Annotated in this window: 12 protein-coding genes; 6 read left to right on the forward strand and 6 right to left on the reverse strand. The window is 41.6% G+C overall.

The window, feature by feature from the left end; genetic code table 11:
- Positions 1–24 precede the first annotated feature (24 nt).
- The 4 genes from NMG48_RS12405 to NMG48_RS12420 form a co-directional block, all read right to left on the reverse strand.
- On the reverse strand, positions 25–996 hold the full coding sequence (locus tag NMG48_RS12405; protein WP_271251843.1) for a GDP-L-fucose synthase family protein: 972 nt from the start codon (positions 994–996) through the stop codon (positions 25–27).
- A 73-nt stretch (positions 997–1,069) separates the two neighbouring features.
- A complete protein-coding gene (gene gmd / locus NMG48_RS12410) occupies positions 1,070–2,140 on the reverse strand; it encodes a GDP-mannose 4,6-dehydratase (RefSeq protein ID WP_271251844.1) in 1,071 nt (356 codons plus the stop codon).
- Positions 2,141–2,289: 149 nt separating this feature from the next.
- Positions 2,290–4,011 carry an EAL domain-containing response regulator gene (locus NMG48_RS12415; protein WP_271251845.1) on the reverse strand — a complete coding sequence of 574 codons (1,722 nt, stop codon included), beginning with the start codon at positions 4,009–4,011 and terminating at the stop codon, positions 2,290–2,292.
- 61 nt (positions 4,012–4,072) lie between these two features.
- Positions 4,073–6,871, reverse strand: coding sequence for a PAS domain S-box protein (locus tag NMG48_RS12420; RefSeq protein WP_271251846.1), 2,799 nt, complete (start codon positions 6,869–6,871; stop codon positions 4,073–4,075).
- Between the two features lie 98 nt (positions 6,872–6,969).
- Between NMG48_RS12420 and NMG48_RS12425 the strand changes: the two genes are divergently transcribed.
- Positions 6,970–7,164 carry a heavy-metal-associated domain-containing protein gene (locus NMG48_RS12425; RefSeq protein WP_271251847.1) on the forward strand — a complete coding sequence of 65 codons (195 nt, stop codon included), beginning with the start codon at positions 6,970–6,972 and terminating at the stop codon, positions 7,162–7,164.
- A 17-nt stretch (positions 7,165–7,181) separates the two neighbouring features.
- Here NMG48_RS12425 and moaC read toward each other — a convergent pair whose 3' ends face one another.
- Positions 7,182–7,694, reverse strand: coding sequence for a cyclic pyranopterin monophosphate synthase MoaC (gene moaC / locus NMG48_RS12430; protein ID WP_271251848.1), 513 nt, complete (start codon positions 7,692–7,694; stop codon positions 7,182–7,184).
- 209 nt (positions 7,695–7,903) lie between these two features.
- On the opposite strand from moaC, the gene tsaE reads away from it, so the two are divergent.
- On the forward strand, positions 7,904–8,467 hold the full coding sequence (gene tsaE, locus NMG48_RS12435; protein ID WP_271251849.1) for a tRNA (adenosine(37)-N6)-threonylcarbamoyltransferase complex ATPase subunit type 1 TsaE: 564 nt from the start codon (positions 7,904–7,906) through the stop codon (positions 8,465–8,467).
- A gap of 78 nt (positions 8,468–8,545) precedes the next feature.
- Here the strand turns inward: tsaE and tatA are convergent, their stop codons facing one another.
- Positions 8,546–8,725, reverse strand: a complete 180-nt coding sequence (gene tatA / locus NMG48_RS12440; protein WP_271251850.1) for a twin-arginine translocase TatA/TatE family subunit — start codon at positions 8,723–8,725, stop codon at positions 8,546–8,548.
- 146 nt (positions 8,726–8,871) lie between these two features.
- Here tatA and NMG48_RS12445 point away from each other — a divergent pair, with 146 nt between their 5' ends.
- The 4 genes from NMG48_RS12445 to murC all read left to right on the forward strand — a co-directional run bounded on the left by NMG48_RS12445 (position 8,872) and on the right by murC (position 12,336).
- Positions 8,872–9,399 carry a hypothetical protein gene (locus NMG48_RS12445; protein ID WP_271251851.1) on the forward strand — a complete coding sequence of 176 codons (528 nt, stop codon included), beginning with the start codon at positions 8,872–8,874 and terminating at the stop codon, positions 9,397–9,399.
- A gap of 168 nt (positions 9,400–9,567) precedes the next feature.
- Entirely contained in the window at positions 9,568–10,053 is a 486-nt protein-coding gene (locus NMG48_RS12450; RefSeq protein WP_271251852.1) for a TerB family tellurite resistance protein, read from the forward strand.
- Positions 10,054–10,217: 164 nt separating this feature from the next.
- A complete protein-coding gene (locus tag NMG48_RS12455) occupies positions 10,218–10,877 on the forward strand; it encodes a Crp/Fnr family transcriptional regulator (RefSeq protein WP_271251853.1) in 660 nt (219 codons plus the stop codon).
- A 76-nt stretch (positions 10,878–10,953) separates the two neighbouring features.
- Positions 10,954–12,336 carry a UDP-N-acetylmuramate--L-alanine ligase gene (gene murC / locus NMG48_RS12460; RefSeq protein WP_271251854.1) on the forward strand — a complete coding sequence of 461 codons (1,383 nt, stop codon included), beginning with the start codon at positions 10,954–10,956 and terminating at the stop codon, positions 12,334–12,336.
- Positions 12,337–12,370 lie beyond the last annotated feature (34 nt).

Below are 12,370 nucleotides of genomic sequence, written 5' to 3' on the forward strand. Positions count from 1 at the left end.
GCGCGAAGCGCTCGATTAATAAAACTAGGCGGCGTGCTGGCGATACCAAGCGATCGTCTGGTTTAAACCTTGACGAAAACCTACCTGTGCCGTGAATCCAAAGGATTGTTTGGCACGTTCGACATCCAGACAACGACGGGGCTGACCATTGGGTTTGTCAGTTTCCCAGACAATCTCGCCATCGTAGCCCATTAGCTCGGCAATTAGATGAATCAAGTCCTTGATTGAAATCTCAGAACCAGTGCCAATATTGACAGGCTCAGATTCGTTATAAAGGGCTGATGCAAGGGTAATGCCGCGTGCGGCATCCTCAGAATAGACAAACTCTCTAGTAGGTGTACCATCGCCCCACACCGAAATAGTGCGATCGCCTCTTTGTTGAGCTTCATGAACCTTGCGAATCAGCGCAGGAATTACATGGGAGCTACGGGGATCAAAATTATCTTCAGGTCCATATAGGTTTACAGGTAGGAGATAAATACCATTAAATCCATATTGCTGACGATAGGACTGTAACTGCACTAGCAAAGCTTTCTTAGCTACGCCATAGGGGGCATTGGTAACTTCAGGATAACCATTCCAGAGATCTGATTCCTTAAATGGTACTGGGGTGAAGTTGGGATAGGCGCAGATCGTACCAACACAAACAAATTTCTGCACACCTGCTTGGTAGGCGGCATGGATTAACTGTACGCCCATCATCAGGTTGTCGTAGAAAAGTTCTGCGGGTTTTTCCCGATTGAGTCCAATGCCACCAACATGAGCCGCAAGATGAATAATGAGATTTTGGTCTTGAACGACTTTTTCACAAACCGCTAGCGATCGCAAATCATGCTCTTTTGACCTTGGTACAGTGATCAAATCTGGGTTAGCGCCTGCGGCGACTAGTTGGGCAATCACTTGCTTGCCTAGAAAGCCTGCACCACCAGTGACGAGAATCTTCTGATCTTTAAATTGATCTTGCTGTAGTTGAGAATTGGTTTGAGTTTCTGGCATAGAAATTTCTGTAAAAAATTTAGAGCAATTTGTAAATAGTTGAATAAAAACCCTGCAAAGCAGGGTTTTTAAATTACCAGTTGGAAGATTGTCCAGAACTTCGCAAGGTAGCAATATCTTGAGCGATCGTTCCTTTGGGATTGGGCAAGCCTAATGCTTCTAAATCCGCATCAACCATCAGCTCAACCAAGCCCTTAAAGGTGACTTTGGGTTCCCAACCCAGCTTTTGCTTTGCCTTAGTGCAATCACCCAATAGCAAATCAACTTCGGCAGGACGGAAATAACGGGGATCGATCTCTACATAGTCTTCCCATTTGAGATTGACGTAAGCAAAGGATTCTTCGAGAAACTCACGCACAGAATGGGTTTCACCAGTTGAGATCACATAGTCATCGGGCTGATCTTGCTGCAACATTAACCACATTGCCTCAACATAATCTTTGGCATAGCCCCAGTCACGCTTAGAGTCGAGATTGCCCAAGTAAAGCTTTTTCTGAGTACCTGCAACGATACGTGCGATCGCCCGTGTAATTTTGCGAGTAACAAAGGTTTCACCACGACGGGGTGACTCATGGTTAAACAAAATGCCATTACAAGCAAATAGTCCATAGGATTCGCGATAATTCACAGTTTGCCAATGGGCATATACCTTGGCACAGGCATAGGGACTACGAGGATAAAAAGGGGTTGTTTCACTTTGAGGTACAGCTTGGACTAAGCCGTACATTTCTGATGAACCTGCTTGATAAAAACGAATTTCTTTATCATTACGTTGTTGATAATCCCTTAGAGCTTCTAGTAAGCGTAAAGTCCCCATACCCACGGCATCAACGGTGTATTCGGGGGAGTCAAAACTGACACGCACATGGGACTGCGCTCCAAGGTTAAATACTTCATGAGGCTGTACAGCTTCTAAAATACGTCCTAAGGTCGTGCCGTCAGTCAAATCGCCATAGTGCAGAAATAATTTGGTTTCTGGTAGGTGCGGATCTTGATACATATGATCAATGCGATCGGTATTGATCGTTGAAGAACGACGAATGATCCCGTGGACTTCGTACCCTTTAGCTAATAAAAGTTCTGATAAATAAGATCCATCTTGACCCGTAATGCCTGTGATTAAAGCGCGTTTGGATGTACTCATGAAGTATGCTTTGAAAGAACTCTACAAGATTTTACTCGCTAGCATACCTAATAAATTCTCTAGTTTGTGAAGATTTCATAGTAATCAGTGAAAAGGCTTAAATTGTTAGAGAAGCAATATAGCTTCCTCTAGATTTCATTATTAAGAAACTATAAACATTTACCATCGATCAACATTTTCTCAAACTCAGCGGCTGGTAGTGGCGGACTAAAGAAATATCCCTGCATCTGATCACAACCATGTTCTTTTAGAAACTGTACCTGTTCCGCAGTTTCTACACCTTCGGCAATAACTTGAAGTGACAAACTATGTCCCAAATCAATAATTGCTAAGGAAATGGTGGCATCATGGCGATCAGTAGTGACATCTTGGATAAAGCAGCGATCGATTTTGAGCGTATTTACTGGAAAATGTTTGAGATAGCTTAGAGATGAATAGCCTGTACCAAAGTCATCGATCGCTACTTTTACTCCCATTTGCTGCAACTGTGATAAAACGCCAATCGTAAATTCTGCATTTTGCATAATGATGCTTTCGGTGAGTTCCAGCTCCAAATGATGTGCCTCAGTACCACTTTCCTGTAGTATTTTGCCGATGATTTCGATTAAGTTATTGTCTGGGCGAAAATGCTGACCAGATAGATTAACCGCAACAAATCCATAATGTATTCCTGATTCTCGCCATGATCGCATTTGCTCACAAACTTCTCGGAGGATTAACTCACTTAACCGAAGAATTAGTCCTGTTTGCTCAGCAACGGGGATAAACTTGCTGGGCAGAATGATTCCCAGATCAGGATGTTGCCATCTGGCTAATGCTTCTGCGCCAACAATTTGTCCTGACTGAAGACTGATTAGGGGCTGATAAAAGACTCGAAATTCATAGCGATCAAGTGCCCGATGTAGACTATTAGCTAACGCCATGTACTCCGAGGATTGGACATTTAGCTCTGAGCTATACAACTTGTAGCTATTTCTGCCGTGGGTTTTAGCATAGTACATTGCCAATTCGGCATTTTTAATTAATCCATCTGCGTCTTGTTGATCATCAGGAAAGATGGAGATGCCAATGCTACTGGTAATGAAAACCTCATGACCATACAAGTTATAGGGACGACTTAATAGATCTAGAATTTTTTGGGTTTCAAGTTTGATGCTCATCGGATCTCTAATATCAGAAATGATCATGGCAAACTCGTCACCCTGCATTCTCGCTACCATATCGCAGGGAGCTGTATATCGCTTTAAACGTTCTGCGATCGCTTTGAACAATTGGTCGCCAATATCATTACCAAGAGTGTTGTTAATGATATTGAAGTTATCCATATCCAAAAAGAGTAAGGCTAGGGATTTATTGTTGATTTTGGCATGGAGTACAGCTTGGCTTAAGGACTCATGAAACAAAATTCGATTAGGTAATTGTGTCAGTCCATCATGGTGAGACAAATATTCAAATCTTGCTCCTACGGCTTTGATCTCGTCATAATAATGTTCTCGAACGGAATTGTATTTTTGTAAGCGGGAGGCGATCGCCCCTAATAACTCCGCAGAAGTAAATGGCTTAGTGAGATAGTCGTCTGCCCCCATTTGCATTGCTTGACGCATATCTGCCTTTTCCGTCATCGCCGTTAAAAATATAAACGGAATCATTGACGTTTTTGGCTCTTGGCGCAGTGCCATGAGCGTTCCATAGCCATCTAGCTCTGGCATGGCGATATCGCAGATAATTAAATTTGGTAGATAGGTTTTGGCAGTCTGTACCCCCACGACTCCATTCTCAGCTCCCAATACATCGAATCCTTCATAGGAGAGCGTCTCCATGATCTCTTCGCGTAAAGCTTCTACATCTTCGATTACTAGAATCGTTGTCATGATTTTATTTTTTCTATCAAAGTTTGTAGCTTAAAACGAGCAGATAGCAACTCTGCTGATTTTAACCCGTAGATATAGGTAACTTGACTCGCACGGTAGTACCTTGATTTTCAACACTAGTAAGTTGAATTGTGCCACCGAGAATGTCAATTGAATTTTTGATAATTGCCATTCCTAAACCCGTTCCTGCAATCATACCAACATTATGAGCGCGATAAAAATGCTCAAATATCTTTTCTTTGTCAACTTCAGGTATGCCAATTCCTTTGTCTTGAAATTCTAATAATAGCTTAGGTATCCGATCGTTAGTTTGAGAGATCGTGAAATAGACCTCCACACTATTTGGGGAATACTTAATCGCGTTAGACAATAGGTTGGAAATAATTTGTTTAAAAAACTTAGTGTCAATTACGATATTAGTAGGTGTATTGATATTTTTGAAAATGACTTTATGCTTACCATTTCCTAGCAGCTTTGTCTGTTCAATTATTTCTAAACAAAATTTTTCTAGATTAATTGTCTCGCCCCGTACTTCAAATTTTCCTGATTCAGTCTTGCCAATAACTAATACCTCCTCTAATAGGTTAGTCATGCCTTTAACTTCACGTTGGATTTTATCAATTCTTTCTAGCTTTTTATCCTCTGACATCTTATGTCCATAGTTGCGGAGTAGATCGCTTGCTGTTTGGATAGTAGCAAGGGGAGTCCGAAACTCATGGGAGGCTCTAGAAATAAATTGGGATTTTAGTTCGTTTAACTCTTTTTCCTTGCGTAAAGCTCGTTCGAGTTGACTGAGGCTTTGTTCTAGTTGTTGAGTTCGATCGGCAACCTGTCGCTCCAGATTTTTGTTGAGATCTTGGACTCTTTCAAATAGTTTGACCTGTTGAATAGCGATCGCCACATGATTAGCTAATTGCTTGAGTAAATCAAGTTCAAATTCTTCCCACTGACGGGCTTCTAAACATTGATGGGCAATGAGCAGCCCCCATAATGTATCTCCAAAGGAAATTGAAGCGACAATATTTGCTTTGACTTGAAAACATTGTAAAAGCTCTTTATGGCAAGGGCTTAAATCGGCAAGCTCAACATCATTGATACTGGAAATTGCTTGATTCTTATAACGTTGGGCATATTCTTGATTAAAACAAGGATCGTTAACTGTTTTTCCAAGAATCGATAATGATGAATCGTTGACAGCTTCGACAACAAATGTACCGCTCCAATCATCTTGGAATTGGTAAATAGCTACACGATCAATACGTAATAGTTCCTGAGTCTCTTTAACTGTAATTGCTAAAATTTGATCAAGATTTAATTCACGTTGAATCTTAAGTAAAATTCCATTTAGTAAGCGTTCTCTTTCACTTTGATACAGTAGTTGGGTTTCAACTCTTTTGCGTTCAGTAATATCATAATAGCTACTTAAATACATCCGTTTCCCTTTATAGGTCATGATTCTTGTGGATACTAAAACATCCTTGAATGTACCGTCCTTATGACATATACGGGTTTCAACGGTATTTGCTCGACCAGTTTCTTGAAGTTGTTGCAATCTTTGTAAAGCTTTGTCATGTTCGCTGCGATCAGGATATAAAAAATTGGTGAAATCTTGACTCGCATTTGCTTCGTTGATTGTATAGCCCGTGAGATTTTCCATCCCAGAATTAAAAATTGAGAAATAGCCTAGGTCATCACTAAAGGTGATCCCTTCCTTAATAGAAGTAAGGACTGTGCGCAACCGTTCTTCACTTTCTAGTAATCTTTGGGTAGATTTTACTTGCTCCGTAATATCGGTTTGAATGCCGATATAGTTGGTGAGTTCACCATGATCATTAAATACTGGCGCAATATATAGATCATTCCAAAAGGGTGAGCCATCTTTGCGGTAGTTGAGTAATACAGCGTGACATTCCCGTTTTTCTTGAATGGCTTGATGTAGATCTAAAATGCCAATCTGATTGCGATCGCCTCCTTGTAAAAATTTACAGTTACGTCCAATCACCTCAGCCGCACTGTAGCCTGTAATCCTCTCGAAGCTAGGATTGACATAGATTATCGGGTTGTCTGGTTGAGTGGCATCAGTAATCACAATTCCGTTAGAACTTGCTGCGATCGCCCGTTCGCGTAATTTCAAAGATTCATCTATACGATTACGTTCAGAGACATCCCGTAAAGAAGCAACTACATACACCATGCGATCTTCGTCTATGGCTTCTGATACGCGCATTTCTGCTGAAGTGGTCTTGCCTCGGTTGAGAATATCGATATCGATACTTTCTCCAGCAACTATAGGCAGACCAAAACTTTCGCCGACAATATCTTCAGCTTTACAACCAAAAAGTTCTTCAGCAGATTGATTAACGTAGCGAACAATGCCTTCGCGATCAACCACGACAAAAGCATCGGAAACAGAACTCACTAAATGACTGAATTTTTGATCGTTGGTATGTTTAGTTAGAGATTTTGATCGCGATAAATTTGTAATATCCTGACAAGTCCCGATAATCTGCTGTGAATTGTCGCTATCACAAGTTTTGAGGGATAAAGAAATTAAGAGAAGCCGATTGGTGATCAGATTGAGTTTCGCCTCATACTCAACCCGTTGTTGCGATCGCAAGCATTCACTGACATGGCTGTTTAATAGCTGTGTAAATTCTGAGGGTAAGCATTCATGGGGTTGTAAACCTATGAGATCAACGGTTTGATCAATACTCCGTTCTCCAAATACGAGATGGACAAAGGGAAGATTGGCGATCGCAAAGCGCATCTCAAAATTGAGACCATCACTTGATCCCTCTGGGTTTGTTTCAATCGTCAGGACAAAAATTCCGCATTGAATATGATCTAGGATATTTTGCATAACAGCCACATCCCTTACCAACTATCGCGGTTATAGTAATTCTACCTTGCCAAATTGCTTAGGGCTTTATAATTTAAGATCATTTACTAACATCTCCTATGTCTTTAACGCTCTCAGTTCCTTCGATTGGTTGTGCTAGCTGCATTGAAACTATTACCAAAGCGATCCAATCTGCTGATACTTCGGCATTGGTGACTGGTGATCCTGCTGCTAAGACAGTTAATATTGAGACTCAGTTACCTGAAGCCCAAATTCGTGAACTAATTAAGATCGCAGGGCATAAGGTTTCCTAAAATTCAGTAAATTCGGATTAAAGATCACAAAATGCCCCTCTAGGTGCATTAAAGTCTCCTGACTTCCCGCCACTTTTATGCAATAACCTTGCATTGGAGATAACCATTGTTTTGTCTAAGGATTTTGCCATATCGTAAATGGTTAAAGCCGCGATCGTAACTGCGGTCAATGCCTCCATCTCTACTCCCGTCTCAGCCTTGGTCTTGACATCTGCCTCGATCTGATACCCAGGAATATTTTCATCGAGGATGATTTTGACATCCACACTGGTTAAGTTGAGGGGATGACACATGGGGATTAAGTTAGCAGTTTGCTTTGCTGCCATAATACCTGCGAGCCTTGCTGTTCCTAAGACATCTCCTTTGGGGACATCTCCTGCTTGGATGGCATCTAAGGTTGTTGTTTTCATGGATATTTCGCAAACTGCGATCGCTCGTCGTACCGTTTGCGGTTTATGAGTCACATCCACCATTTGAGCATTACCACTTTGATCAAGATGAGCGAGTGACAGAGGAGTATCCGTATCCATAAAAGATTTGCCGAAATTAGCACAATAATAAAAAACAAAGTTTTTAAGAATTTGCTAATACTTAAGCAAGTAGGATGAATTTAATATAAAACCCTAAAACCTGTGAAGCAAGCTCAGCTTGAGCCGCAGGTTTTGATCTGTTTTTTTAGTTATTCTACTTACTCAGTATCAATAAACTCTTTCTCTAGTACAAAAGTCTACCCGAATATATGCCTGAGACCATAACGATTGAGGTTTATGCAGATAATCTTCATGCTACCCAAGCGATCGCAACTCAACTTGCTCAATTAGTTCATGCAGGTACAATTATTTTGCTGGAAGGCAATCTTGGTAGTGGCAAAACTACCTTTATGCAAGCTTTTGGTTATGCGCTTGGTATTAACACTACGATTGCTAGCCCCACGTTTACCCTTATTGATGAATATATCGAAGGTCGTCTGCCGCTTTACCATATTGATCTCTACCGACTAGAGCCATCTCAAGTTCCTAGCCTATATTTAGAAGAATATTGGCGAGGTGAAGATTTTCCTCTCGGTGTAGTGGCAATTGAATGGGCAAGTAAATTGCCCAGCATTCCCGCCGAGCATCTCAAGATCAATCTTTCAGTACCAATACAATCATCCTGTAACAAAAATGAAGATCTCAATCTATCTCAAGCGGATATCACTTTAGATGAAGATTTTATAGATGATTTGCCGAGCGATCGCCTAATTCAACTAATCGGACAAGGTAAAGCCTATGTTGAGCTTCTTAAACAATTCCACCCTGTGTAAAATACGTCAGTGAAACATAACGCATAAACCATTTAGGCGATCGCTAACCTAATCCTTACCAGTAACTAACTTACTTGATTAACTCTCTTTATCTTGAGTTTTGATGGAATCATCTTCACCTTGTCCCTTCATCTCATCTTGAAATCCTCTCAAAGCTTGCCCCACACTACGCCCGATCTCAGGGATGCGCTTGGCTCCGAAAATTGCCACACCCACAAGCGAAATTACAACTAACTCTGGCCAGCCAATTCCAAACATTGCTTTTACATCTCCTTAAACGTATCTGCTATCCTTTTATACAGCCTTTTGTAAGCAAAAGAATTACAAATAACTTTGGAAAGATTAGTTTTGCAAGTCTTTCCGCAATTATTTGGATAATGATTAATCAACGTACCTAAAAACTAATGGAATCAACCATTATTTGGACACTTGGCAGCACTGATCCTAATGCTGAAGCAAATCTTGCCCGCATTGCCCAATGGTGGACATCTCTTGCTGGTCAAGAAATTATTTGGCAACAACGCCCGATTAATGAAAATACTGATCGAGAGGCGATCGACTGGAGTAAACAAGCACTTGATGAAAACTTCGCGCTTCAAGCTCCTACCCTCCGAGGTATTACCCTCTATTGGTACAAACCTAACAGTCCTGAAGAGCGCAATATCTCAGTTGGTTATCTCAAACTCGATCTTTTTAACCAGCAATTAGATGTCCTGCCATCATCAGGCAGAAATTATCAACTGCGTATAACCCTACCCAAAATTGTCTACCAAAAAATCCAAGTCACTGATCCTCAATTTGGTAGTCTTGTTCAACCTAATGGTGATGCAGTTCTGCTCCTACGAGATGAAAATCAGCGTCTTGAAATTCAAATTAACCTCAATTCTGTAAATGTTGCCTTACTTCAACAAAAACTTGCTGCAAATTTATAAGGGGTTTTGTCCTTTGGCGATGAAAGATCTTATAAATTTTGGAAATGCAATAGTCGTTAATATTAATGAATATTAATGAAGTACGGAATCTTTTAATAGTATCAACCCTATGCTTTGTCCTATTATCTGTTGATATTTGGCAAATAAGTTTGACTCGCGGGTAAATCTATGACACTTCAAGAACTCCCCCCTCCGATTAGTCCCCGTCAGATGGATATTCTTCGTGCAGTTGCGGCAATGGCTTGGGCTGATGGCAAGCTGGAACCTGACGAAATTCGTCTTATGCTGGATGAGTTTGCGATGTTATTTGCCAAGAGTGAGTCAGAGCACAATTCCCTAAAAAGTCGTCTTAGAGAATACTTAGGGCAAAATATTCCTCTAGAGGAAGTTGTCCCACATATCAAAAGTATTGAAGATCGCAAACTTACTCTGAGACTTGGGTATCAGGTTATTCAAGCTAGTAGGCGTAGTCCTAACGAGCCAAGAGTAAATCTTGATGAAGCAGCAGCTTACCAAAGACTGGTTAGAATCCTTGATTTGCCATCGGATATGGTTGCTGATATCGAAGCATCGATTGTTCCTCCAGAGGAGTCTCAGTCCAATGGAATTATCAAAGCGTTAGCATTAAGACTACATAAGCTACTGAATAGCTAATTACTGAGATAACTAAGTCATTGTGCTGATTGGCAATGCCTTAGTTACAAACTCAGATAAAGTGATTACTTACAGTAAATTTTTACACACAATACCTATAGCAAAGTTTTTAGGGGCTACGAGCAGCTACTATGCGGGATGGAACTGATCTTCAGCAAAAAATTATGTCTGCCCCATTCTTTATGGGGTTGCCTGATGAGGCGGTGATAAGAGCAACCGCTCATATGGTTACGCGCACTCATCCAGCAGATCAGGTGATTTTGCTAGAAAATGACTGGGGTAACTCGGTATATTTTATTTTGAGTGGCTGGGCAAAAATTCGCACCTACAACCTTGACGGGAAAGAAATCACCCTCAACATTCTTGGCTTTGGCGAAATGTTTGGCGAGATGGCTCCCCTCGATCAAGTACCGCGATCGACTGATGTAATTACGTTGACACCAACAACTATTGGTAGCCTTCCTGCTTCTGATTTTGTGCATCTGATTGAAACGGAACCAACCGCAGGTATCCACCTAGCGAGACTAATGGCGAAACGATTACGTCAAGTTAATCGACGGTTACGATTACGTGAAGCAGATAGCACTTCACGAGTTGCTGATGTGCTGCTCTTTTTGGCAGAAGGTCAAGGCACTAAAGGTACTAGTGGTATGGAAATACCTAATTTGCCTCATCGCGAACTGAGTAGTTTAAGTGGTTTGGCTAGGGAAACTGTAACTCGTGTACTTGGTAAGCTAGAGCGTAAAAATTTGATTCAACGTATCCCCGATCGCGATGTTTTATGTATTCTTAACCCTGAAGGCTTGGAAGCTTTGATGGTTTAACCCTAAGCCTAGCTTTGCTGTGCCACCTTGTAATCTGTTATTATTAGGCTCGTTATTTGGTAGGTAAAAAGTATAAATGCTGAATCCAGTTGATTTCAGCGGTAGACCGTTTCATTTTGTGGGTATTGGTGGGATCGGCATGTCAGCGATCGCCTATATCTTGGCAAAGCAAGGCTTTACGGTTTCTGGCTCAGATCTTAGTAGCAATCGCATCACTCAAAAACTACAGGATCTCGGTGTCAAGGTCTTTAAAGGACATCACGCAGACAACATCGATTTGGCAAATGCGCCTCAAGTTGTCTGTTCTACGGCAATCAATCAACAGAATCCTGAATTTCAAGTAGCCTTAGCTAATGGGCTGCCAATTTTACATCGTTCAGATTTATTAGCAGCTTTGATCGAGCAGTTTCAAGGTATTTCGATCGCAGGTACGCATGGGAAAACTACAACCAGCAGTTTAGTTGGCTTTTTACTGCTTAAAGCTGGAGTTGATCCCAGCATTATCATTGGCGGTGAGGTGAGCGCATGGCAGGGCAATGCGCGGCTCGGCAATGGTAAATACTTGGTTGCCGAAGCCGATGAGTCCGACGGCACTTTGGTGAAGTTTTTATCTCACATTGGCGTAATTACCAATATTGAGCTAGATCATCCAGATCACTACAACAGTCTTGAACAGGTAATTGAGATTTTTCAAACCTTTGCAAAACGCTGTGAGGTAATGATTGGTTGTATTGATTGCCCAACAGTCAAAGCCCATATCAAGTCTGATATTACCTATAGCCTGAGCGATCCTAGTGCTGACTATACAGTGACGGATGTAAAGTACAACCCATCTGATACGCAAGCAGTGGTAATTGAGCGTGGGCAACCCTTAGGCAAACTTTCTTTGGGACTGCTGGGTAAACATAATTTGAGTAATGCTCTAGCGGCGATCTCTGTAGCGCGTTATGTCGGTGTGGAATGGCAAGCGATCGCTGATGCGCTACCTGATTTTGTGGGCGCAAGCAGACGGTTTGAAATTAAGGGTATACAAGATGGGATTACCTTTGTTGATGACTATGCCCATCACCCTAGCGAAATTATTGCTACTCTCGCTTCGGCAAGACAGCAAAATACGAATAGCCGTGTGATTGCCATTTTTCAGCCCCACCGCTATAGTCGCACCCTCAGATTTTTGGATGAGTTTAGTCAGTCCTTTGGTGATGCTGATGTGGTAGTGGTCACGGATATCTATGCGGCAAGTGAACCTAATGATGGCAAGATCACGGGTGAGCAAATGGCAAAAGCGATCGCTAATATTCGCGATCAGGTGCATTACCAGCCAACGCTCAAGGATGTGCAAGACTTTTTAGTGAAGAACCTAAAGTCGGGAGACCTAGCTGTATTTCTCGGAGCTGGTAATCTCAATCAGGCGATCGCCCCCACTATGCAGGAAATGGCAACCGTCTTTAAAGCTTGATTGTAAATTTTGAGATTGGTTTGCAGATGGCAAG

The sequence above is a fragment of the Pseudanabaena sp. Chao 1811 genome (genome assembly GCF_027942295.1).
Taxonomy (GTDB): domain Bacteria; phylum Cyanobacteriota; class Cyanobacteriia; order Pseudanabaenales; family Pseudanabaenaceae; genus Pseudanabaena.

What these genes read in the sequence shown, in the direction of transcription:
- NMG48_RS12425 (WP_271251847.1), top strand. Translation starts at nt 6,970, where the DNA reads ATGTCTTTAACGCTCTCAGTTCCTTCGATTGGTTGTGCTAGCTGCATT.
- NMG48_RS12415 (WP_271251845.1), bottom strand. Translation starts at nt 4,011, where the DNA reads ATGACAACGATTCTAGTAATCGAAGATGTAGAAGCTTTACGCGAAGAG.
- NMG48_RS12405 (WP_271251843.1), bottom strand. Translation starts at nt 996, where the DNA reads ATGCCAGAAACTCAAACCAATTCTCAACTACAGCAAGATCAATTTAAA.
- NMG48_RS12420 (WP_271251846.1), bottom strand. Translation starts at nt 6,871, where the DNA reads ATGCAAAATATCCTAGATCATATTCAATGCGGAATTTTTGTCCTGACG.
- NMG48_RS12450 (WP_271251852.1), top strand. Translation starts at nt 9,568, where the DNA reads ATGACACTTCAAGAACTCCCCCCTCCGATTAGTCCCCGTCAGATGGAT.
- murC (WP_271251854.1), top strand. Translation starts at nt 10,954, where the DNA reads ATGCTGAATCCAGTTGATTTCAGCGGTAGACCGTTTCATTTTGTGGGT.
- gmd (WP_271251844.1), bottom strand. Translation starts at nt 2,140, where the DNA reads ATGAGTACATCCAAACGCGCTTTAATCACAGGCATTACGGGTCAAGAT.
- tatA (WP_271251850.1), bottom strand. Translation starts at nt 8,725, where the DNA reads ATGTTTGGAATTGGCTGGCCAGAGTTAGTTGTAATTTCGCTTGTGGGT.
- NMG48_RS12445 (WP_271251851.1), top strand. Translation starts at nt 8,872, where the DNA reads ATGGAATCAACCATTATTTGGACACTTGGCAGCACTGATCCTAATGCT.
- tsaE (WP_271251849.1), top strand. Translation starts at nt 7,904, where the DNA reads ATGCCTGAGACCATAACGATTGAGGTTTATGCAGATAATCTTCATGCT.
- moaC (WP_271251848.1), bottom strand. Translation starts at nt 7,694, where the DNA reads ATGGATACGGATACTCCTCTGTCACTCGCTCATCTTGATCAAAGTGGT.
- NMG48_RS12455 (WP_271251853.1), top strand. Translation starts at nt 10,218, where the DNA reads ATGTCTGCCCCATTCTTTATGGGGTTGCCTGATGAGGCGGTGATAAGA.